This window comes from Mucilaginibacter frigoritolerans (assembly GCF_007830615.1).
Lineage (GTDB): Bacteria > Bacteroidota > Bacteroidia > Sphingobacteriales > Sphingobacteriaceae > Mucilaginibacter > Mucilaginibacter frigoritolerans.
In genome coordinates this window covers 279,127-302,037 of record NZ_VLLI01000002.1, presented here as the reverse complement: position 1 = coordinate 302,037, position 22,911 = coordinate 279,127, and the positions used below count along the sequence as shown (strand labels likewise).

Below are 22,911 nucleotides of genomic sequence, written 5' to 3'. Positions count from 1 at the left end.
AAAATTAAAAGTCTCCCCTACCGGGGGAGATTTAGAGGGGGCTATGAAAGCTAAAATTAGTTGGATAAGTTGCAGCATTTTTTTTGTGCTGTTTGTTTTACCGGCACTATCACACGCCCAAACCCGGGGCAAAGTGGAGGTTGTAAAAGATCCGCTAATTGATACACTGATTGCCCGCAGGGCTTCTTTGAGTAAAGGCGTGGGTCTTGGTGAAGAAACAACATCCGGTTACCGGGTACAAATTTTCTTTGGTTCCAACAGGCAGGATGCTTATAATGCACAAGCCCGTTTCTCGAACGAATACCCCGAAATAAGAACTTACGTTTTATATACCGAACCTAACTTTAAAGTGCAGGTTGGTGATTTCAGAACAAAGCTGGAGGCCCAAAAATTACAAAACGATTTGAGAGATAAGTTTACCAGCCTGTTTATTATACCGGGTAAGATCAACCCGCCTAAAACTGATGCATCCAATGATTAAAGAAAAAATTCAGCAGCTATCCCAGGATATTTTTAACGATGTGGTGGCTACCCGCCGTCATTTACATTCACATCCCGAACTTTCTTTTCATGAAGTAGAAACCTCTGCGTTTGTAGCCTCAAGGCTTGATGCATTGGGCCTGAAATATGAAAGAATGGCCGATAATGGTTTGGTTGCTTTAATTAAAGGCGACAAACCATCAGACAAGGTTGTTGCCTTGCGTGCAGATATGGATGCTTTACCCATTTTGGAAGCCAATGATGTGCCATACAAATCACAAAATACTGGTGTAATGCACGCTTGTGGACATGATGCACATACTTCATCCCTGTTAGGGACTGCCAAAATATTGACCGATCTGAAAAGCGAGTTTGGCGGAACAGTTAAACTGATCTTTCAACCGGCAGAAGAAAAATTACCTGGCGGTGCCAGTTTGATGATAAAAGAAGGCGTATTAGAGAACCCAAAACCGCAGGCAGTTTTAGGGCAGCATGTAATGCCTTTAATTGATGCTGGGAAAGTAGGTTTCCGTGCAGGGAAATACATGGCCTCTACCGATGAAATTTATGTAACCGTGCATGGTAAAGGCGGCCATGGTGCGCAACCACAACAAAACATTGATCCGGTAATTATTACCGCACATATACTAACCGCATTGCAACAGGTAGTGAGTCGTTTTGCTGATCCGAAGAGCCCATCGGTGCTTTCATTTGGAAAAGTGATTGCCAATGGTGCCACCAATGTTATTCCGAATGAGGTTTATCTGGAAGGAACCTTCCGTACAATGGATGAAAAATGGCGCGGTGAGGCTCATATCAAAATGAAAAAAATGGCCGAAGGCATTGCCGAAAGTATGGGCGGAAGCTGTGATTTTAATATTATGCGCGGTTACCCTTTCCTGATCAATGAAGAAAAACTAACGCATGCAACCCGTGGCCACGCTGAAGATTATTTGGGTAAAGAAAACGTACTCGACCTGGATATCTGGATGGCGGCTGAAGATTTTGCCTATTACTCACAGGTAGCCGACTCTTGTTTTTACCGTTTAGGTACCCGTAATGAGAGCCGCGGCATCACCTCGTCAGTACACACACCAACCTTTGATGTGGAAGAAGATGCTTTTAAAATAAGCACCGGTTTAATGGCTTATTTAGCGGTTAAACAATTGGGGAATTAGTTTTGGAAGGAAACTTCAGCAAAAAATCGGTAAATATTAAAGAATAGGCCAGTATTTAATAAAGCTAACACGATTTATGCAAAATGTAGTAATTGCAGGTGGAACTTCGGGAATGGGCTTTGCAACAGCAAAATTATTAATAGCCAGGGGCTTTAGCGTAATTATTTTAGGCAGAGATATTGAAAAGCTTAACCAGGCGCTACAGGAGCTTGGCTCCAATGCAAGGGGTAAAAGTGTTGATGCTACCGACAGCGAGACGCTTAAACAAAGCATAGCAGAGATTGGCCGGATTGACCATTTGGTTGTTGCCCTTAGCGGGGGAAAAGGCATTGGCCGTTTTAGCGAATTAAACCTGAATGATTTGCGGCAGGGTTTTGAAGGAAAGTTTTTTCCGCAATTGCAAGTTGCCCAGGCCGTATTGCCTTACATAGCCACAAAGGGAAGTATAACGTTTATTACATCTATCAGTTCACGTTCCAAAGCTATCGGAACCGCAGGGTTGGGTGCAATTAATGGCGCAATTGAAATTATGGTGCCAACCCTGGCTAAAGAACTAAAGCCATTAAGAATAAATGCCGTAGCGCCCGGAGTTATCAATACCACCTGGTGGGATTTTTTGCCTCCAGAAAGAAAGCAGGAAACATTTAGCCAGTATAACGAAACCATTCCATTAGGAAGAATTGGTGAACCGGATGATGTTGCCGGTTTGATTGCTACACTTATTGAAAACACATACATTACCGGGCAAGTTATTGCTGTTGATGGCGGACTAAGTTTGATATAATAGCCGCAGTAAACAAGAAAACAACCCTAATGCCATTAAATGAAAAAACTTCTCCTTGCTTTTAGCTTTCTCCTTTTAGCTTTTAGCTCCTTTTCGCAGCAGATCAAACGCTTTAACCCGGATACCATCCGCACCATAGTTATTGATTCAGCGGTGAATATCCGCTCCCACCATTTAAATGCACAGGATTTTATTGATGCCGTTTTAGCGGATACTGGCTTTTACAAGGCTTTCCGCAATATGAAAAAATATAGCTTTATTGCCGAGAACCGCATTTATACCTACAACAAAAACAATAAGGTTGATGGTAAGATCTATCGTAAAATAAAACACAGCGATATTGGTGGCAAGCACATTACGGAATATCTGGTTAAAAAAGACAGCGGCAACCTGTATAAAAGCAATGGCAAATACCAGTTGTATACGGTAGAGATGTTCGACTATATTTTTGGCAATGCCTACAACTCTGATTTCGCCGAAGGACCTTCGCTTGATGGTAAAGGTGGCAAAAACGAAAGTTATAAGGATAAGCTAAAGACGCTGATATTTCGCCCGGGACATAAAGTAACCGGGATTCCTTTTATCAGCAGTAAATCTGAAATTTTCTCTAAAGATATGCAGGAGTATTACTTTTACCAGTTTGCACGGGGTAAATACCTGGATACTATCCCGGTTTACCGTTTCAGGGTGGTAAGAAAACCCAGCATAGCCGATAATGATGTGGTAATTAAGGAGATGAACACCATATTTGATGCCCGCACCTTTAAAATACTAGGGCGCTACGTAGATATGAAGTACAGCAACTGGATATTCAGCTTTGATGTACAAATGAATATTGAACTGGGCGAATTTGACGGCGAGCTGTTGCCAACCAAAATTACCTACCAGGGCAACTGGGATGTCCCTCTTCACAAAACAGAACGCGCCAGCTTTTTAATTGTGCATAAGGATTATAAGAAAGAGTAGCTGCTTACTTATTCAACCTGATTTCCCTCTGCCGTTTCCTTTATCACCCTATTCCTTTTCTCCAATAGATTGTTCATATACCTGCCCAGGAAAAGATAATTTGCCCACTCGCCTATTATTCCGCAAGGAGATTCAAAAATAAAGACATCCCGCATTACTGTTTGGCTATTTATAGGTATGAAAATATGCTCATGCCGGAAACGCTTGAAGGCTCCGCTCACCATTTCATCTGTAAAGGAATAAGGATAGTTAAACTCCGTTACTTTGGAGGTAAGCGTCTGCCAGATGCCGAAATGTCTGGCCCGCCAGGTAACCGTTTCGCCCAGCTCAATTAAGCCGCTGGTGCGGCCCGCAATAGCTTGTTCGCGGGTTTGTTGGGTTGAGATAAGGTGCAGGTCAATACTCCTCGCCATATCAAAACACCGTTCTATTGGTGCATTGATATGGGTAGTGAGTTCTATTTGGGTCATGGATCGCAGATTTTAAAAGATTTTTTTGATTTCACAGATTTTTTAAGGTTAAACCAGATATGGAATATCAGCGTAATCAAAAAAATCAAACTAAATCAGCGATTAAAATTCAGCGTTCTTCGGATATCTTGGGAAAGGAATTACATCGCGGATATTGCCCATGCCGGTAACAAACAGTACCAGACGCTCAAAGCCCAAACCAAAACCAGCGTGTGGACAAGCACCAAAACGGCGGGTATCCAGGTACCACCAAAGTTCATCTTTAGGGATGCCCATTTCGTCCATACGTTGTTCCAGTTTTTCCAAACGCTCTTCACGTTGTGAGCCGCCAACAATTTCACCAATGCCTGGGAACAGGATGTCCATGGCGCGAACGGTTTGTCCGTCGTCGTTCTGGCGCATGTAAAATGCTTTAATCTCTTTCGGATAATCCGTAAGGATAACCGGTTTCTTAAAGTGTTTTTCAACCAGGTAACGCTCATGCTCTGATTGCAGGTCGGTTCCCCAGCCTTCAACAGGATATTGGAATTTCTTTTTCTTATTCGGGGTCGATTCTTTTAAAATTTCAATGGCCTCAGTATAAGTAAGGCGTTCAAAGTCATTATCCAAACAGAACTGTAGTTTTTCAAGCAGACTCATTTCTGAGCGTTCCTGTTGTGGTTTTTGTTTTTCTTCTTCCAGCAGACGTTGGGTTAAAAACTCGATATCCTCGGCGTTTTTATCCAAAGCGTATTTGATCACATATTTCAGCATGTCCTCGGCAAGGTCCATGTTGTCATCCAGATTATTAAAGGCTACTTCCGGCTCTATCATCCAAAACTCCGCCAGGTGACGGGTGGTGTTGGAGTTTTCGGCGCGAAATGTTGGTCCGAAGGTATAAATATCGCTCAAGGCCATCGCGCCAAGCTCGCCTTCCAGCTGCCCGGAAACGGTTAGGTTGGTTGCTTTCCCAAAAAAGTCTTCTTTAAAATCAATTTCCCCATTTTCTGTTTTTGGCGGATTAGCCAAATCGAAATTAGTTACGTGGAAAGTTTCGCCCGCACCCTCCGCATCTGATGCGGTGATGATAGGTGTATGCAGGTAAACAAAACCGCGCTCCTGGAAAAATAGGTGTACCGCAAATGCCAGGCTGTTACGCACACGGAATATTGCCCCGAAAGTATTGGTGCGGAAACGCAGGTGCGCTTTTTCGCGCAGAAACTCCAGGGTTTGCCTTTTGGGTTGCAAAGGAAACTCTTCCGGATCGCAATCACCCAGTATTTCAATTTCTTTGGCTATAACTTCAAACTTCTGTCCTTGTCCTAAAGAAGGAATCAACTCTCCGCTAACACTAATTGCTGCGCCAAAAGTAATTCGTTTAAGCAGTGCAGGATCGGTGTTTTCAAAATCAACAACAATTTGGATGTTATTATTAGTTGAGCCATCATTCAAAGCAATAAAACGATTTTGACGGAATGCCCGTACCCATCCTTTAACTGTAACATCAATACCTGTTTGTTCGCTTTCCAGTAGTGCTTTGATCTTTGTGCGCTGGCTCATATAAATTAAATTTTGAGGAGCAAAAATACGATTATTGAGTGATTGTCTGAACTCGAATTTATAGAATTACGCAATGAACAGAATGAAAATGGGACACTTGTACTAATTAGCGACTCTGCAAGGGAAATTTTGGTAATTTATTAATTCTAAAAATTCCGGTTCAGACATTGATTTATTAAGTTTGTTCAAATGAACCCTAAAGTAAGCCTCGCAATTGGCATCCTGTGTATTTCCTTTTCGCCCATTTTTGTAAAGCTTGCGGGGGTACCTCCTATTACATCGGGTTTTTACCGCATTTTTATAGCCTGGGTTTGTCTGGCACCTTATTGCATTGTTAAGGGAAATCTTAAAATAGGCCGAAAAGAGCTCATCATCGCTATTGTCGGCGGTGTGGTTTTCGGGTCGGACATTGCGGTGTGGAATTTGTCGCTTATGAAAATTTCGGCAACGGTATCAACCCTGTTAGCCAACCTGGCACCGGTTTGGGTTGGTTTAATAGGTTACCTGCTATTTAAAAAACGCTCTGGCAAATTATTCTGGATAGGCACTTTTGTGGCTATTGCCGGGATGGTAATTTTAGTGGGCTATCAGAATATCATCGCCCTAAAATTTAATATAGGCATCTTGCTGGCGCTGCTGGCCAGTTTCTTATATGCTGTTTATATTTTAATTACCAAGGGCGTATTGCAAAAAATAAGCACGCTTTCTTTTATGTTTTATAATATGCTTGCGGCAAGTATTTACCTGCTGCTGATATGTGCTGTACAGCAAAACAACGTCATCAACTTTACGTTGCCTACCTGGTTAAACTTTTTAGGCATGGGCATTGTTTGCCAGTTGGTGGGCTGGATAACCATTAACCATTCGCTGCGGTTTTTAGAATCGACCAAAGTATCTATTGCCTTGTTGGGTCAAACGGTTATTGCAGGCTTTTGGGCCATTTTGTTTCTGAATGAGCGTTTGGAACTGAAAGAGATCATAGGCAGTGTAATTGTTTTAGCGGGAATTGCAATAACGTTTTTAAGGTCTCGGAATCAATCAAGCAATGGCAAATTAATTTAATTATACAGATTACCATGGAAGAATGTTTTGAGCTTTCTGAATCGGGAGACATTGTTAGAATTGAACCCTTAGAGTACTTGCGATATGACTCTAATTTGGATTGGGATAAAAATTGGATCAAAACAAAAGTCTTTATTAAAGGAGGTGCTTTTTCTGGGGAATATATTGCTGACTTCATGTCTGTTGATTTTTTAAGATTCAGAAATGAATTTAATGCATTGTATGATAATCTTTCAGGCTCGGCGTATTTCTATGATTTGGAGGGCTATTTAGAAATGAAAATCAAAGGGGATGGTTTTGGCCATTTTAATGTAGATGTAAAGGCTTGTGATGCTCCTGGTGTCAATGCAAGTTATTTAACATTTTGGATGACGTTTGATCAAACTTACATCAAACAAATGGTTAGAGGTTTGGATGCGATTATAAAAGAGTTTCCTGTGGTAGGAAATCTTAAATAAGATTTAAACTCTCTGCGAATCTGGGGTTTTAAGTAAGAACAATCAAATAAAATTGTAAATTAACCTTTCGGAATAAGGCTCAATACAATTGCTTTACATTTGTGATATTATTATAGATATTAAGGCGGAACAATATGAATGACTTATGGAAAACTTTAAAAAGCGATGAAGAATATAACATCGCTCTTAAACGAACAATAGAAATATTCCATGCTGAACAAGGTACGCCAGAATCAGATGAATTAGAATTGTTATTATCAATAGTGATGGATTATGAGAATCGTCATTTTCATATTCCGTCGCCGGATTAAATGGAATGATTAAGTAAATTTGCCGTAACTTCGCGCCCCGAAAAATGATTACCAAACCCACCATAGACCGTATAATGGAAGCCACCGACATTGTTGAGGTGATTGGGGAGTTTGTGCAATTAAAAAAGCGCGGGGCCAATTATGTGGGCCTTTCGCCCTTTGCCAATGAACGCACACCGTCGTTTACGGTTTCGCCTGCAAAAGGGATCTTTAAAGATTTTTCATCGGGTAAAGGTGGTTCGGCCGTTACCTTTTTAATGGAGCTGGAAAAATTTACCTATCCCGAAGCGCTTAAATGGCTGGCCAAAAAATACGGTATTGAGGTTGAAGAAACGGTTGAAAGCACCGAAAACCGCGAAGAAGACAACCGACGCGAAAGCCTGATGATTGTTACCGGTTATGCGGCTAAGTTTTTTCACGACAGTCTGCTGGAAACCGAAGAAGGTAAAAATATAGGACTCAGCTATTTTAAGGAACGCGGCTTTACCAATGAAACCATCAAGAAATTTGAATTGGGCTACTCGCCCGATCAGTGGGAGGCCTTTACCAGCCAGGCATTAAAGGAAGGCTATCAGCAACAGTTTTTAGAAGAAAGCGGGCTATCCGTAAAACGGGATAATGGCTCGCTGTATGACCGTTACCGTGGCAGGGTAATGTTCCCTATCCATAGTTTTACAGGCCGGGTAATTGCCTTTGGCGGACGAACGCTGAAGAACGATAAGAGTGTTCCCAAATACGTCAACTCGCCCGAGTCGGAGATCTACCATAAATCAAATGTCCTTTACGGGCTTTACTTTGCAAAAAAAGCTATCCGCGAAGAAGATAATTGCTTTTTGGTGGAAGGATATGCCGACGTACTTTCGGTGCACCAGGCAGGTATTGAAAATGTGGTAGCCTCTTCCGGTACATCGCTAACCGTTGAGCAGATCAGGCTCATTGGTCGTTTTACCAAAAACATTACTATTTTGTATGATGGGGATGCGGCGGGTATAAAAGCATCGCTACGCGGGCTGGACATGATTTTGGAAGAAGGCCTGAATGTGAAAGTGGTGTTATTCCCTGATGGGCATGACCCCGACTCTTACGTGCGAAACTTCGGCACCAGCGGCTTCAAAAAACACATTGAGGATAATAAGAAGGATTTTATCCTTTATAAAACCGACATCCTGCTCAAAGAAGCCGGTAATGATCCGATAAAAAAAGCAGAGGTAATCAGGGAGATTGTGGAAAGTGTTGCCAAAATCCCTGACTCTATTAAAGCATCGGTATTTATAAAAGAATGCAGCTATTTGTTGCAGATAGATGAACGCGCACTGCTGTCAGAATTGAACAAAATGCGGATGGCTAAAGCCAAAAAAGATTCGCAGCAGCAAATTTCAAAACCGGCAGTTCCTGTTGATGAAAGTTTGCTTGAAGAGCCCCCGGTATTAAAAAGCAATAAAGATGATTCAAACCAGGAGCGGGAAATTATAAGATTGCTACTGCTTTATGGCAACAGGGTAATAGATTGGGATGGTATAGCTAATACGTATATTGGTCCCTTTATGATTGCTGAATTAAGCGACGTTGACTTTGAAACTGCAATATGCAAGCAGTTTGTGGAGATTTACCGTGCCGAGGTAGAAAACGGCGTATTGCCCGATGAACAGTACTTTATCCATTATCCTGAAAAGGATATTGTTGACCTTACCGTAACCCAAATAGCCACCAAATATACCCTGAGCGAAAACTGGTATGAAATGCACAACATATTGGTAAATGATGAGCAGGTTAATATGAAGGCCACTATTTTAGGAGCCATCTTCCATCTCAAAAAACAAAAGGTGGGTAAGATATTGGAAAACCTGCGCAAAGAGCTGCAAACCACTACCGGCGAGGCCGACCAGGAAATTCTGCTTAATCAATACATGCAGATGAAAAAGGTGGAGAAAACCATTTCTGATTATTTGGGTTCCGTAATTATAAAATAATGGCCCGGCACCTTGACCTTGGCCGTAAAGGCGAAACATTAGCAAAAACACATCTGGAAAATGCCGGTTACGAGATTTTAGATGAGAACTGGACCCACGGTAAATTAGAGGTTGACCTGATTGCTTATAAAAACAAGGTGATTATATTTACCGAAGTGAAGACGCGTACAGGCAATCGTTTTGGCGAACCGGAAGATTTTGTGGATAATCGTAAACAAAAATTACTGGCAGAAGCAGCAGATGAATATATTTACCTGATGAATCACCAGGGAGAAGTGCGGTTTGATATTATATCCGTTTTGTTTGACCATCAAAATAATTACATACTAAAACATATTGAGGACGCGTTTTGGCCTACAACCATGTAAAAAATCACATGAAATATAAATTCATACTATTAGCAGCCGCACTTGTAACAGCAATTGGCTGTAAGCAACCACCGGTAAACATCACCATAAGTCCAGAAGCGGGTACCAATTATAAAGCCGGAGATCAGGTTGCTGTAAAAGCACATTATGCAGCCGATTTTAAACCGGACTCTATAGTTTATCTGGTCGACTCGGTAAAAATGGGTTCGATGAAAGATTCATCAGCCCTAAACTTAAAAACAGATTCTATGCCGCTTGGTCCGCGCATAATTACGGCAAGGGTTTACAGTGAGGGTAAGAACCAGGAAATATCAACCAATATTGTATTGTTGCCCTCAAAAGCACCTGTTGAGTATACTTTTAAAACGATAAAGGTTTTCCCGCATGATACCAGTTGCTATACCGAAGGCTTGCTGTATCAGGATGGCTTTTTATATGAAAGCGGAGGAGGCCAGTCGCAATCGCCTCCGGGAAAAAGTGTTGATCTGTCTATCGGCCAATCGAGCCTGAGGAAAGTTAATTTGAACACCGGGAAAGTGCTTCAAAAAACCATGGTTGATCCTACCGTATTTGGAGAAGGGATTTCTATCATCGGCAATAAAATTGTTCAGCTTACCTGGAAAGAAAAGATAGGCTACATTTACGATAAAGACACCTTTAAACTGCTCAACACCTTTAACAACAATGTGGGTGTTGAAGGCTGGGGACTTTGCTTTGACGGCAAAAGGTTATACATGGATGATAGCACCAACCGCATCTGGTTTTTAGATAAAGACACTTACCGTCAAACAGGCTTTATTGATGTTTATGATGATAAAGGAGCAGTAAACAACATCAACGAGCTGGAATATATTGAAGGGAAGATTTATGCCAACGTTTACGAAACCAATAACATCATCGTTATAGATCCAAAAACCGGGGCTGTTTTAGAAAAAATGGATATGACGGACCTTTACCCGCAAGCCAAAAGAAATTTAAATGCCGATGTGTTAAATGGTATAGCCTATGATGCCCAGGGAAAAAGAATATTCCTTACCGGTAAAAAATGGGATAAATTGTTTCAGGTGGAGTTTGTGGAGAAATAAATTATATTATTTTTAGCAGATATTAACCTTGTCCAATTATTATGTTTAAAAACATTTTTTCATTTAACGGCCGTATCAGAAGAACGGAATTCGGTATTAGCTACATTATTTATTTTGTTGTTTACCTCTTTCTGTTAGCGGTCACCGGTATGTTCCATCAAAACAAAGAGCTTTTTTTTGTTTTTATACCATTGGTTTGGTTCCTTTTGGCGCAAGGCTCAAAACGCTGCCATGATCTTGGAAAAAGCGGCTGGTGGCAGATCATCCCTTTTTATGTTTTATGGCTTTTATTTCAGGATGGTGACCCCAACGAAAACGAGTATGGTGAAAACCCCAAATTTAAAGAGGTATTTGATGCTGAAAGCTACGAAGATCCTATAGCTCCGCCTATTTATGATGTTCTGGCCGCCAACGCAGCCGCCGATATAATAGACGATGCCGTAATGATGGATTTAGCAGCCAACGAACAACAGGCTGTTAATGATTCAGCTTATTTAAGTGCAGACGACAATACCCAATCTGATTTGGATAATGCTGACTCTTCAGATGATTCCAGCTCATATGATAGTTCTGATTCATCAGGCTCAGACGATTCCGGTTCATACGATAGTTCTGATTCATCTAGTTCAGATGATGGTATGGATTCATTTTAGATAAATCTGGTGTTTCACTGTTGCGTTCGTTTCAGGAGCGAACACCAGTGAAACACTTTTGAAACAGTAACCCTCTCGGGGCGTCTTGGCGAGGAACGAAGCCATCTCTACTTAGGATAATCAAAAGCACAGTATTATGTCTAATGACAAAATCAGTCTCCATTGACTTGTACTGCATAAAGATTGCTTCGTACCTCGCAATGAGGCAAGGTTAAAATTGTAACCCGAGGCCTCTAAATTAACTTAACCCTTTTTCTGCTATCCCTGCCATTTGGTTAAAGATCAATCCGGGAGCCAGGCGACTCATTATTTTTATAAGACGCGCCAAACCAGGGTATATTTCGTATTGATCGTTCCTGATTCCTTTTAGGGCAACAGCGATGAGTTTAACAGGATCCATCAGTGATTTGCTATCTACATCATTGTCAAATTTGTCATTCAGCGGTGTTTTAGCTCCAGGTGCTACCAGTTCAAATACTTTAATATTTGTTTTTTTAAGCTGAACCCTTAATGAGCGCGTATAGGCACGCAATCCTGCTTTGGATGCACTGTAAATGGGCGACAAGGGAAAAGGTACCAGCGCCAAGCCTGATGTTACATTGATAATGGCTGCCAATGGCTTTTGTTGCAGATGAGGTAAAAACTCCTGCACCATACGTATCGGGCCCGAAAGGTTAATAGCAATTTCGCGGTTTACGTTTTCCTGGTCAATGGCAGGGTCCAGCAGGCTGAGCCTGCGCATTTCCCCGGCGTTGTTAATCAGGATATTCAGCTCCGGGAATTGTTGGGTTACCTGCTTAAATAATTGACTGATGGCTTCGGCATTGCTTACATCGCTTTGAAAAGTATGTACACCCGGTAAAAGCTTTTTAGTTTGATTGAGCTTTGCCTCATCCCTGCCGGTAATGATTACGGTATTGCCCTGCTCAATAAGGCGTTTGGCAAATTCAAGCCCCAGCCCGCTGGTACCGCCGGTTATTAATATAGTTTGATTGTTAAGTTCCATTTCTTTGTGTTATTAAAACAATAGCACAAAGATGGCCTGGTTTAAGATACACTGTTTGCAAACATCAGTGTGTTTTTTGCAAAATTCAATCCATCTGTCTAACTTCTAAACCGCAGGGGTGCCAGTTGGGTTTGCTTTTTAAAGAAGTTTGAAAAATGGGCCACTTCATCAAACCCTAAAGAAAACGCTATTTCCGAAATATTCCAGTCGGTTTGTTTCAGCAGTATTTTGGCTTCTTTTACAATTCTGCCTGCAATTAAATCGGTAGTGGTTTTGCCGGTGGCTTCTTTCAGTAATTTATTTAAATGGTTTACGTGTACCGCCAATCTATCAGCATAATCTTTAGCGGTGCGCAGCTTCAGCTTTTGTTGCGGCGACTCTATCGGGAACTGTCTTTCCAGCAATTCAACAAATAAAGAAGAAACCCTTGCCGATGAATTTTGAGTAGTAGACATGGCCGATGCCGGTTGCAGCTTTTGCCCGAAGTGGATCAGCTCCAAAACATAATTGCGCAGCAAATCGTACTTATAAATATAGTCGGATGCTATTTCTTCATGCATCTTCATAAATATTTCGGTAAGCTTTTCTGTTTCACTATCAGTCAATTCAAAAACAGGGTAGCTGTCTGGTTTAAATATAGGCAGGTCATCTATTACAATACCATGGCTGTTTAAAAACTCATCGGTAAACACGCAAAAATGCCCGGCCTGCTCAAAATCCAGCGGAATCCAGTGGTATGGTAATTTAGGGGTGGCAAACAGCAGTGCATTTTTTTCTATTTCAATTACCTTATCGGCATACTCGGCACGGTTACGTCCCTTTATCAGGTTTATTTTATAATAGGCACGGCGGTTATAAGGCATATGCGGTTTTTCCCTTATATGCTTCATCAGCACAGTCATATTAAAAACATTAAAATGGCCAATCTCTTTATTTAAGCCGCCGGGAAGCAGCGAACTCAAATCAACATCAATCTCGGCCATCTGCTTATAAAACTCTTCGAGCGATATCATATGCTAAGGGGTTTTGATTTGTAAAATTCAAAGGTAGTGGAAAAAATATCGGATTTCGATTTTTCGATTTCGGAATGTCAAATGCGGAATGCTGGGGGATAGTATGGTCGGGCGTATAGTTGACTCACCCTGTCATTGCTTCGCTCGACATCCCTCTCTAAGACAAGTCATAAAGAGGGGAAAGAATAAAAAGTAAAAAACTCCATAACCCTCTTTACGAAGTAGAGAGGGTCGACGTCCGCCTAAAGGCGGATCGTCGGGGTGAGTCAACTCTGCGAGCGATGACTACCATGACGGTTTTTAAGTTATTTTCCTTTCAAAATCGTCCGGCTTCGCATCACCGACCGTACGGAAACGAACAGTTTCGTAGATGGGTATAAATTTATTTATCTGTAAATCAGCATTTTGCATTTGGGGTATCAATATTGGCATAGGGTTACAAAACACAACAATATGATTACCAACGACGCACGTTTAGCAATGATATGGGAAGGCTGCCTGAAAAACGATCGTAAACAACAGGAGCTATTATACAAAACCCTGGCACCAAGAATGCTGGCTGTTTGTATGCGCTACGCACATGATAAAGACGAAGCACAGGATATTTTACAGGAAGGCTTTATAAAGATGTTTAACAATGCCCACAAATACCGCGGTGAAGGGAACCTGGAAGGATGGATCCGGCGCATTATGGTGCATTGTGCCATATCGCGTTACCGCAAGCAAAAACCAATGATTTTGGTTGATGAGTTTCCTGAAAGCAGCAGTGCATTCGGCAACGGGTACAATGAGCATGGGCTGGAAGTAAAAGACATTTTAAAAATGATCCAGAAACTGCCAAAAACCTATCGCTCTGTATTTAACCTGTACGCCATTGAAGGCTACTCGCACCAGGAAATTGGCAGTAAGCTGGGCATGACTGAACTTTTATCGCGCACCACTTTACACCGGGCACGTACCCTTTTAAAAGATATGGTTACCAAACTAACTACCAGTGAACTTTGCCTGGCCGGATAATTAAACCGGTAGATCAGCACTGCGTAATTTTTTTGTCTGGCGGCAGTAGGTTAACAATTTGCTAACAGTAAATAATCTAAATTTTTTGCACCTTTGTATCTGGGTTTAAATTATTGAAAACTAGCGAACTGTGTCCCTACATGCTCGCCCTTAACAGATGAACAAAAAATGGTTAGCCATCATATTGGCTATTGCCTTAACCGGTTGCAATAAAGGAAATTTAGAGTTGCCGCCCCCCGCCGGAGGTACGGAAGCTATTACTGTTGCCATAAAGCAAAATTCTCCCGGACATGCCATTTCACCTGATTTTGAGGGACTAAGCTACGAAACAGGCATTTTTGACGATAACACCGACTTTTTAAACGAGAATAATACCGTACTTATTCAGCTGATAAAAAACCTGGGTCCCGGTATTTTACGCATTGGAGGCAATAGCAGCGATGAGGTGGAATGGACAGGAGCCGCACGGTCGGCCACTACACCGGCTCGAGCCTTAACCACTACAGATATTGATCATTTAGCAGCTTTTTCAAAAGCCATTGGCTGGCCCGTTTTATTTGGATTAAACCTGGGCAAGTACAACCCGGATACCGCCGCCCGCGAAGCGCTGTATGTAAGTAAAACCTTAAAAAGCAATTTATACACTTTACAATCGGGCAATGAGCCCGATGGTTTTAAAGTAAGGGCGAGGCCATCCAACTACGTTTTTGCCGATTTCCAAAGAGAGTGGAATAACTATTTTTGGGCCGTTAAAAAACTGGCGCCGGATGTAAAATTTTCAGGGCCGGATGTTGTTCCTTTTGATCCATACTGGGTAAATGCTTTCGCAATAAGCGAACATAACAATGTTCATTTGATTGATAGCCATTATTACGCTGTCGGTACTGCATCCAATCCGGTTATTACCTATCAAAATATTTTAACCCCAGATCCGAAACTGGATAATTACCTGGTGCAACTGCATGACATAGCATCAAAATACCGGCTTCCTTATCGTATATCTGAATGCAACAGCGTATCCAGCGGTGGTAGGCCTGGCGTAAGCGACACCTTTGCATCCGCACTATGGGCCCTTGATTTTATGTGGAACGTTGCCGAAAACGATGGACAAGGCGTAAACTTTCATGGCGGCTCACCTCGTTTTATTTATACGCCCATCACTATGGAAAATGGAACAGTAACTGCCCGGCCAGAGTACTATGCCATGCTTGCTTTTAAATACGGGGTAAACAATGCTAAATTGATTCCCGCCACCATTTTTAATCCGCGCGATTTTAATAATTGCAGCACCTATGCCTGCGCCAATGCTGATGGCAGTTACGCTGTAACCCTTATCAATAAAGATAACAGCGTAAACTATGCATTCACCGTACAGCTGGATAAAACAGCCAGTGCCATACAAGTTTACCGCCTTTTGGCGCCAACCATAACCTCCACCACCGGAACCATATTTGCCGGCAGCACGGTTAACAGCGATGGCAGCTTTACACCATCAACCATAGAAGAAAAAAACATTAACAGTAAAACCTTTACAGTTACCGTACCTGCAGGAAGCGCTGCGTTGGTTATTGTGAAATAAGGAAGGCAAGTGTTTCACTATTGTTTCAGGAGCGAACACTCCTGAAACACTTTTGAAACAGTAACCCTCTCCATCAATCTGAACTACTTTTGCAATTGACAATAAACTTCATCTATCAGCATTCCAGAACCATAGTTAAGAAAAGCTTTTATTTTAACATCGCCATTGTTAAGCATCACACCTCCGGTTGATTTATATTTACTTCCACTTCCAGAAGTACAGAAATAGGCTTTGAATAAAGGTGTATGGTTTTTAAAGTAGATTATTTCGCCCGTTGTATCACAAATTAGATTGTTCTTGTTTTGAGCTTTGGTAATAAGGGTTTTTAAATAGAGAAGGTCAATATCCTTGTATGTTTTATAAATGGAGGGTTGCTTACCTTTAAAAAAACGAACCTCAGCATAGTTGGCTTGTTTTAATTTAGATATGCTTTGTGAGTAAGCAGAAAATGAAAGTAAAAACAGGAGAATAATAATTAAGATAGATTTATGCATTGGTTCGAACGGATTGATTTTGGTTATGACCTAGTGCATTAAATATAAATATTTCGCTCCTAAAGTGAGCATAAAAACAAAAATGCCGGGATATTATCCAGGCACTTTCTTTGATTTTCAAAAACTCCCCCTTCAGGGGGTTGGGGGGTTACCTCCAGGGGGTTGGGGGGTTACCTCCAGGCTTTGTATTGATTAATCAAACCATTGGTTGATGAATCATGAGAGGTTATTTCATCATCGGTTCTTAGCTCTGGTAATATTTTACCAGCCAGTTGTTTACCTAATTCAACACCCCATTGGTCAAAGCTGTAAATGTTCCAGATAATACCCTGAACAAATATTTTATGCTCATACATGGCTATCAGCGAACCCAGGCTGCGTGGCGTAATTTCTTTTAACAGGATGGAGTTTGTTGGACGGTTACCTTCAAACTCTTTAAACGGCGCAATTTTTTCAATTTCGGCATCTGTTTTACCTGCTTTTTTAAGCTCATCAACCACTACTTCGTGGGTTTTGCCATTCATCAAAGCTTCTGTTTGTGCAAAGAAGTTTGATAATAACATTTGGTGATGCTCGCCCAGCGGGTTATGTGAAATAGCCGGGGCTATAAAATCACAAGGGATTAGTTTGGTTCCCTGGTGAATTAATTGATAAAATGCATGTTGTCCGTTGGTTCCCGGCTCACCCCAGATGATCGGACCGGTTGAATAATCAACAGGCTTACCATTGCGGTCAACGTGTTTACCATTGCTTTCCATATCGCCTTGTTGAAAATAAGCGGCAAAGCGGTGCATGTATTGGTCGTATGGTAAAATGGCGTTGGTTTCAGATTCGAAAAAGTTATTGTACCAGATACCAACCAGCGCCAATGCTACCGGCAGATTTTGCTCCAGCTCGGTTGATTTGAAGTGATTATCCATGGCATGCGCACCAGCTAACAATTCGGTAAAGTTTTCGTACCCTATGCTTAAAACGATTGATAAACCTATAGCGCTCCATAATGAATAACGGCCGCCTACCCAATCCCAAAACTCAAACATATTTTTGGTGTCGATACCAAATTTGGAAACACCTTCTGAATTGGTTGATAGTGCTGCGAAATGTTTGGCTACATCGCTTTCTTTGGCGCCGCTTGCCAAAAACCAATCGCGGGCGCTGTGACCATTGCCCATTGTTTCCTGCGTGGTGAAAGTTTTTGAGGCGATAAGGAAAAGCGTGGTTTCAGGATTTAATCCTTTTAAGGTTTCAACAATATGGGTGCCATCAACATTAGACACAAAGTGCATGTTTAAATGGTTTTTATAAGCCTTTAAAGCTTCAGTAACCATTACCGGACCCAGGTCAGAACCGCCGATGCCGATGTTAACCACATCGGTAATGGCTTTGCCGGTATAACCTTTCCAACTGCCAGAGATGATTTCTTCGCTAAAAGTTTTCATTTGCTCCAGCACACGGTTTACATCGGGCATTACATCCTTGCCATCAACATAAATGGGCGTGTTACTGCGGTTACGTAAAGCAATGTGCAAAACCGGTCGGCCTTCTGTAGCGTTAATTTTTTCGCCTGAGAACATGGCTTCAATTGCCTTATTTACTGAACACTCTTTTGCCAGTTGAATTAACAAGGCTACAGTTTGCTCATCAATGCGGTTTTTGGAATAATCAAGCAATATTTCTTCAAACTGAAGTGAGAATTTTGTAAAGCGTTGATTGTCAATTTCAAAAAGTTCCTTTAGGCTTTTTGACACTATATCAATATAGTGGTCGGCTAAGTATTTGTACGACTGTGTGGTGGTAAAATCGATGTTTGGCAGCATAATTGAAAGGTTTTTTAACAAAAATAGCAAGTTAGTATTTAGGTGTATATTAAATGCAAAAGTATGACATGTTAGTGTTAAAACAACACGGTTACTTATTGTTTGTTTTACACTATCTTAATTGTCATATTTTCAACAGATTTTATGATTTATTTGTATTTTCAAATTAATTAATAGGTATATTTGTTTTGATGATAAGCAAATGGTCATTTTATCATCATTTTATTAATCTGCTTTAATTACATAAACGTATGTTCGAAAAACTTTTTATGCTTGTCAAAAATAACGCCGGGACGGCTGTTATTGACAACCCGGCAATCCCGGTAAAATACCACGAAGCGGTAATTAATGATGCTTCAAGTTCCATAATTGAGGTTTTAAAGGGGCAGATGGAAACTGGCCGGATCAAAGAACTGATCAGATATTTCCAGTTTTCGGGCATTTATAATAATTCACTGGTTTCAACCATTGTAAATAAGTTCGCCAACAAGCTGAACAACTTTTATGGTGTTGAGCCGGCAGCAGCAATTACCGCTGCAAATAATTTAATAACACCGGTTATGCAGGAACTGGTTAAAGAATCAAAAAACGAACAAAACAAAGATTTCGGGTTAAGTAACCTGCTATCAAAACTAAGCGGCAACCAAAAGGATATGAGCGTGCTGGTAAACCGTATGATGGTTGCTTAGTTAAAGTAAAAATTTATAATTAAAGGGGTTGTGAGGTTAAAACTTACAGCCCCTTTTTATTGCTTGTAAAGTTTATGTGATTTTAAAGCCTTACAACAAAACTATCTATATTTGCCTTATGACTAAAGAACAGGTACTGGATTTAAGGGATAGAGTAACTTCCCTGAGGAGGCATCTTTGACATCGATAAGAAACTCGATGCCTTGCAAATTGAACAGGATATAACCATTGGTCCTAATTTTTGGGATCATCCAAAAGAAGCCGAAAAGGTATTGGCCTCCATCAAAACAAAAAAAGTTTGGACAGATGCTTTTCAGAAAGTAGTATCTGTTGTTGACGATACCATTGTGCTTTTTGAGTTTTTTCAAAGCGGAGATGCTACCGAAGCAGAAATGCAGGAGCAGTTTAGTGCCGCGCTGAAAGCTGTTGAAGAGCTTGAGTTTAAAAACATGCTCTCGGCCGAGGAAGATCAGTTTAATGCCGTTGTGCAGATAACTGCCGGTGCCGGTGGTACCGAAAGCTGCGACTGGGCCGGTATGCTGATGCGCATGTATATTATGTGGGGCGAAAAGAACGGGTACAAGGTAACCGAACAGGATTTTCAAGAGGGTGATGTTGCCGGGGTTAAGACCGTTACTTTACAGATAGAGGGCGATTTTGCCTATGGCTACTTAAAAGGCGAAAACGGGGTACACCGTTTGGTACGGATATCGCCATTTGACTCTAATGCCAAGCGCCATACTTCATTTGCTTCGGTGTACGTTTATCCACTGGTTGATGATACCATTGAGATTGAAGTTAAGGATGCTGATATTGAATTTGAAACTTTCCGCTCGGGTGGTGCTGGTGGCCAGAATGTGAACAAGGTAGAAACTGCCGTACGTTTATACCATAAACCATCAGGCATTATCATAAAAAACCAGGAATCGCGTTCACAATTGCAGAATAAAGAAAATGCTATCCGTTTGTTAAAATCACAGCTTTACGAAGCCGAAATGCGCAAACGAATGGAAACCAGCAACGCAATTGAAGGAAATAAGAAAAAAATTGAATGGGGCTCACAGATCCGCAACTACGTTTTACATCCGTATAAACTGGTAAAGGACCTGCGCACCGATTATGAAACATCCAACGCGCAAGGGGTACTTGATGGAGATCTGAACGATTTCCTGAAAGCCTATCTGATGGAGTTTGGTGGTCCTAAAAGTTAAAATTATATTCAACCAAAGGCTTATCTTAAAGAAATATACTTACAACCAAACCAATAATGAAAAAGGCTCCTTATGTTTTGCTAGCTACCATGCTTATGTCAACAGCTATCTTTGCGCAGATAAAACCGATTCCTTTATATCCTAATGGCGTGCCCAACAGCAAAGCAACTCCGGCATCGTATGTAGAGAAAAATGATAAAGAATGGGTTACAGGTGTTAGCGTACCAACCATTACCCCCTATTTACCGGCACATGGCTATTCGAGCGGTACGGCTGTAATTATTTTTCCGGGAGGCGGCTACGTGGGCCTTTCAATGGATAACGAAGGAGCCAGCGTTGCCAAAGAACTTAATAAAATAGGCGTTGCTGCTTTTGTAGTAAAATACCGTTTACCTACAGATGATATTATGGTTGATAAAACCATTGGCCCTTTGCAGGATGGACAACAGGCCATCATTATGGTACGAAGTAAAGCTGCGGGCTATGGCATAAAGCCAGATCAGATTGGCATTATGGGTTTCTCGGCCGGTGGGCACCTCGCATCAACGCTGGGAACACATTTTGATAAGGTATTGGTATCTAATCCGGATAATGTAAGTGCACGTCCTGATTTTATGCTGCTGCTTTACCCGGTTATCACCATGGGATCAAGAACCCATGCCGGATCGCGCGAGAACCTGCTTGGTAAAACGCCTCCACAAAGTTTAGTAGACGAATACAGCAACGAAAAACAGGTGGACGCACACACTCCCCCTACTTTTTTAGTGCAGGCGGCTGATGATACCGTAGTGCCTATACAAAACAGCCTGATGTTTTTTAATGCCCTGCTAACCTTTAAGGTTAAGGCCGAAATGCATATTTTTCAGGCTGGAGGTCATGGCTTTGGTTTAGATAATTCTACTACCAAGGATAAGTGGATGGATTGGGCCAAAAACTGGCTGGAGCAGAATAAGTTTTTGTAGATACATTAAACCCTCCGTAATTGCGGAGGGTTTTTAATTTCTTCTTTAAGTGGAGATTTGATTTGGATGTTTATTCCATTATCTCCAGCAGCTCATTCAGTTCGTCTACTTTTTCTGATGAGCCTAAATGTTCGTAGGCGCTGATAAGGTTACGGATAACCCGTTTAATAATATCGGTATTGGAGCAGGGTTCGTAAAACTGCTTATCAAACTTCAAATTCAGCTGCTTTAAAAATATATCTACATCCCTCCTGCCAAAAATAAGACCTTTGTTAAAGGCATTAATATAAAAGAGGATGCCGCCTTCAAATTCGCTTTGCATGGTTTCATCCAGGTAAGCCAAAATAAAATGCTGTGGCAGGTTTACACCATACACCGGTACATCCAGCTTTTGGGCTATGATAGAATAAATTATAGCTAAGGAAATCTGGTTGCCTTTTTTGGTTTCAAGCACCTGGCTGATATAGCTGTTTTGAGGGTCACGATGATTGTTGATATTGCCGCTAAAACCATAAAGATTATAAAACACGTGGTTAATGAGCTTTATCTGCTCAGCCGGACTGGCCTCATTCATCATCTGTATCCATACGTCGCGCTTAATAGCCTCAATCTGGTTAATTACCTTTTGCTCGTCCAGGTCGGGATATTGGTAACGGTTAACAATCAGGATGCCCTGCAGCAAATCAAAGGCGCCGCTCTGGTGCCATAACTTCAAATCGTTTTTTACTATACCAAATTGAATTTCGTGTATCAGATCAGGGATGCGTTCCTGTTGTATAGGGTCAAAGGCCTGTTCCCAGGCAGATTCCAGGTGTTCAATTACACCTGCGCCCAGTGAAAGTAGTTTTTCGTGAACGAGTTCGTATATTCCCCTATCCGGATCATCCAGTAAGCGTATCAGGGATTTTACTTCTGTTGGATTTATCATGCTTGTACTGCTAAAATACTAAACCTTTACATATTTTTACGGCTATGTTTAATTTAAGGTTTGCTAAAGATTACCTGCTGCACCGTTTACGGGCAAAAAACAGGCACGGTGTGCACTCCCCTTTTGTTTACCGGCTTGTAGATGAGGTAATTTACGACTTTTCGCCCCAAAAAGTATACCCTGAAGCCGAAGCGATGCGTCAGGAGCTGATTCTTGACACCGGGATGATAACCGTAACCGATTTAGGGGCAGGATCGCACGTAAACAATAACCGGCAGAAGAAAATCAGCGACATTGCACGTAATGCACTTAAACCACCCAAACTGGCGCAATTGTTATACCGTTTGGCAGCCGAAATGAAGCCCCGCAATATGATTGAGCTGGGTACGTGCCTTGGGGTAACCACTGTTTATCTGCAAAAAGCCGTACCAGATGCAAGGGTTTACACCCTGGAGGGCTGTCCGGAAACTGCCAAAATAGCAACAGAAACATTTAAAAAGACCGGTGTAAACAATGTGGTTCTGCACACCGGAAACTTTGATGATACGCTGCCCGGGGTAATAAAGGGATTGAAGGAGCTTGATTTTGTTTTTGTGGATGGCAATCACCAAAAAGATGCTACCCTTAAATATTTTGAATGGTGCCTGCCTAAAGTAAATGAAAATACCCTGTTAATTTTTGATGATATTTACTGGAGCGAAGGCATGAAAGAAGCCTGGGCGCAAATAAAGGCCCATCCGCAGGTAACCGTAACCATTGATCTGTTTTGGATCGGACTGGTGTTTTTCAGGAAGGGACAAGTGAAAGAGGATTTTTTAATAAAGATATAAGCCCCATCTAAATCCTCCCCGGTAGGGAGGACTTAAAAATA

The 22,911-nt window shown here is 41.5% G+C and carries 24 protein-coding genes; 17 read left to right on the top strand and 7 right to left on the bottom strand.

Features of this window, described 5'->3' with window-relative positions; all coding sequences use genetic code 11:
* Window positions 1-43 precede the first annotated feature (43 nt).
* The 4 genes from JN11_RS04870 to JN11_RS04855 all read left to right on the top strand — a co-directional run bounded on the left by JN11_RS04870 (window position 44) and on the right by JN11_RS04855 (window position 3,408).
* Window positions 44-481, top strand: a complete 438-nt coding sequence (locus JN11_RS04870) for an SPOR domain-containing protein (RefSeq protein WP_144910173.1) — start codon at window positions 44-46, stop codon at window positions 479-481.
* Entirely contained in the window at window positions 474-1,658 is a 1,185-nt protein-coding gene (locus JN11_RS04865) for a M20 metallopeptidase family protein (RefSeq protein ID WP_144910171.1), read from the top strand. The genes JN11_RS04870 and JN11_RS04865 overlap by 8 nt, the downstream gene beginning before the upstream one ends.
* Before the next feature lie 76 nt (window positions 1,659-1,734).
* On the top strand, window positions 1,735-2,442 hold the full coding sequence (locus tag JN11_RS04860; RefSeq protein WP_144910169.1) for an SDR family oxidoreductase: 708 nt from the start codon (window positions 1,735-1,737) through the stop codon (window positions 2,440-2,442).
* Between the two features lie 39 nt (window positions 2,443-2,481).
* Complete coding sequence (locus JN11_RS04855; RefSeq protein WP_144910167.1) at window positions 2,482-3,408, top strand: hypothetical protein; 927 nt, start codon at window positions 2,482-2,484, stop codon at window positions 3,406-3,408.
* An 8-nt stretch (window positions 3,409-3,416) separates the two neighbouring features.
* On the opposite strand, the gene JN11_RS04850 is transcribed toward JN11_RS04855, so the two are convergent.
* Window positions 3,417-3,878, bottom strand: coding sequence for an SRPBCC family protein (locus tag JN11_RS04850; protein WP_144910165.1), 462 nt, complete (start codon window positions 3,876-3,878; stop codon window positions 3,417-3,419).
* Between the two features lie 102 nt (window positions 3,879-3,980).
* Window positions 3,981-5,417: an asparagine--tRNA ligase gene (gene asnS, locus JN11_RS04845; protein ID WP_144910163.1), complete on the bottom strand. Its 1,437-nt coding sequence runs from the start codon at window positions 5,415-5,417 to the stop codon at window positions 3,981-3,983.
* A gap of 189 nt (window positions 5,418-5,606) precedes the next feature.
* On the opposite strand from asnS, the gene JN11_RS04840 reads away from it, so the two are divergent.
* The 7 genes from JN11_RS04840 (at window position 5,607) to JN11_RS24605 (ending at window position 11,324) form a co-directional block, all read left to right on the top strand.
* On the top strand, window positions 5,607-6,479 hold the full coding sequence (locus JN11_RS04840) for a DMT family transporter (protein ID WP_144910160.1): 873 nt from the start codon (window positions 5,607-5,609) through the stop codon (window positions 6,477-6,479).
* A gap of 14 nt (window positions 6,480-6,493) precedes the next feature.
* Window positions 6,494-6,937, top strand: coding sequence for a WapI family immunity protein (locus tag JN11_RS04835; RefSeq protein ID WP_144910158.1), 444 nt, complete (start codon window positions 6,494-6,496; stop codon window positions 6,935-6,937).
* A 134-nt stretch (window positions 6,938-7,071) separates the two neighbouring features.
* Window positions 7,072-7,248 (top strand): transcriptional regulator, encoded by a 177-nt coding sequence (locus JN11_RS04830; RefSeq protein ID WP_144910157.1) that lies wholly within the window; start codon window positions 7,072-7,074, stop codon window positions 7,246-7,248.
* A 44-nt stretch (window positions 7,249-7,292) separates the two neighbouring features.
* The gene (dnaG, locus tag JN11_RS04825) at window positions 7,293-9,218 is read left to right on the top strand and encodes a DNA primase (protein ID WP_144910155.1); all 1,926 of its coding nucleotides are present in this window, start codon (window positions 7,293-7,295) and stop codon (window positions 9,216-9,218) included.
* Window positions 9,218-9,586, top strand: a complete 369-nt coding sequence (locus JN11_RS04820) for a YraN family protein (RefSeq protein ID WP_144910153.1) — start codon at window positions 9,218-9,220, stop codon at window positions 9,584-9,586. Before dnaG ends, JN11_RS04820 begins: the two co-directional genes overlap by 1 nt.
* A gap of 8 nt (window positions 9,587-9,594) precedes the next feature.
* Entirely contained in the window at window positions 9,595-10,671 is a 1,077-nt protein-coding gene (locus JN11_RS04815) for a glutaminyl-peptide cyclotransferase (RefSeq protein WP_144910151.1), read from the top strand.
* A gap of 41 nt (window positions 10,672-10,712) precedes the next feature.
* A complete protein-coding gene (locus JN11_RS24605; RefSeq protein ID WP_144910149.1) occupies window positions 10,713-11,324 on the top strand; it encodes a DUF805 domain-containing protein in 612 nt (203 codons plus the stop codon).
* Between the two features lie 238 nt (window positions 11,325-11,562).
* Here the strand turns inward: JN11_RS24605 and JN11_RS04805 are convergent, their stop codons facing one another.
* Both JN11_RS04805 and JN11_RS04800 read right to left on the bottom strand, forming a co-directional pair.
* Window positions 11,563-12,330: an SDR family oxidoreductase gene (locus tag JN11_RS04805; RefSeq protein ID WP_144910147.1), complete on the bottom strand. Its 768-nt coding sequence runs from the start codon at window positions 12,328-12,330 to the stop codon at window positions 11,563-11,565.
* 98 nt (window positions 12,331-12,428) lie between these two features.
* Window positions 12,429-13,343 (bottom strand): helix-turn-helix domain-containing protein, encoded by a 915-nt coding sequence (locus JN11_RS04800; RefSeq protein ID WP_144910145.1) that lies wholly within the window; start codon window positions 13,341-13,343, stop codon window positions 12,429-12,431.
* A 453-nt stretch (window positions 13,344-13,796) separates the two neighbouring features.
* Here JN11_RS04800 and JN11_RS04795 point away from each other — a divergent pair, with 453 nt between their 5' ends.
* Both JN11_RS04795 and JN11_RS04790 read left to right on the top strand, forming a co-directional pair.
* Complete coding sequence (locus JN11_RS04795) at window positions 13,797-14,360, top strand: RNA polymerase sigma factor (RefSeq protein WP_144910143.1); 564 nt, start codon at window positions 13,797-13,799, stop codon at window positions 14,358-14,360.
* 157 nt (window positions 14,361-14,517) lie between these two features.
* Window positions 14,518-15,939: a glycosyl hydrolase family 79 C-terminal domain-containing protein gene (locus tag JN11_RS04790; protein ID WP_144910141.1), complete on the top strand. Its 1,422-nt coding sequence runs from the start codon at window positions 14,518-14,520 to the stop codon at window positions 15,937-15,939.
* Window positions 15,940-16,022: 83 nt separating this feature from the next.
* Here JN11_RS04790 and JN11_RS04785 read toward each other — a convergent pair whose 3' ends face one another.
* Window positions 16,023-16,433 carry a hypothetical protein gene (locus JN11_RS04785; protein ID WP_144910139.1) on the bottom strand — a complete coding sequence of 137 codons (411 nt, stop codon included), beginning with the start codon at window positions 16,431-16,433 and terminating at the stop codon, window positions 16,023-16,025.
* Between the two features lie 170 nt (window positions 16,434-16,603).
* Window positions 16,604-18,250 carry a glucose-6-phosphate isomerase gene (gene pgi / locus JN11_RS04780; RefSeq protein WP_144910137.1) on the bottom strand — a complete coding sequence of 549 codons (1,647 nt, stop codon included), beginning with the start codon at window positions 18,248-18,250 and terminating at the stop codon, window positions 16,604-16,606.
* A gap of 251 nt (window positions 18,251-18,501) precedes the next feature.
* Between pgi and JN11_RS04775 the strand changes: the two genes are divergently transcribed.
* From JN11_RS04775 to JN11_RS04765, 3 genes are all read left to right on the top strand, one after another.
* Window positions 18,502-18,939 (top strand): hypothetical protein, encoded by a 438-nt coding sequence (locus JN11_RS04775; RefSeq protein WP_144910135.1) that lies wholly within the window; start codon window positions 18,502-18,504, stop codon window positions 18,937-18,939.
* Between the two features lie 118 nt (window positions 18,940-19,057).
* Window positions 19,058-20,150 (top strand): peptide chain release factor 2 gene (gene prfB / locus JN11_RS04770; RefSeq protein ID WP_144910133.1). Its coding sequence is split into 2 segments (ribosomal slippage): window positions 19,058-19,117 and window positions 19,119-20,150, totalling 1,092 coding nucleotides; the frame shifts between segments, so codons are not numbered across the junction.
* 56 nt (window positions 20,151-20,206) lie between these two features.
* Complete coding sequence (locus JN11_RS04765; RefSeq protein WP_144910131.1) at window positions 20,207-21,112, top strand: alpha/beta hydrolase; 906 nt, start codon at window positions 20,207-20,209, stop codon at window positions 21,110-21,112.
* Window positions 21,113-21,182: 70 nt separating this feature from the next.
* Here the strand turns inward: JN11_RS04765 and JN11_RS04760 are convergent, their stop codons facing one another.
* Window positions 21,183-22,040, bottom strand: coding sequence for a transglutaminase-like domain-containing protein (locus JN11_RS04760; RefSeq protein ID WP_144910129.1), 858 nt, complete (start codon window positions 22,038-22,040; stop codon window positions 21,183-21,185).
* 44 nt (window positions 22,041-22,084) lie between these two features.
* Between JN11_RS04760 and JN11_RS04755 the strand changes: the two genes are divergently transcribed.
* Window positions 22,085-22,870, top strand: a complete 786-nt coding sequence (locus JN11_RS04755) for an O-methyltransferase (RefSeq protein WP_144910127.1) — start codon at window positions 22,085-22,087, stop codon at window positions 22,868-22,870.
* The last annotated feature ends 41 nt before the right edge of the window (window positions 22,871-22,911 follow it).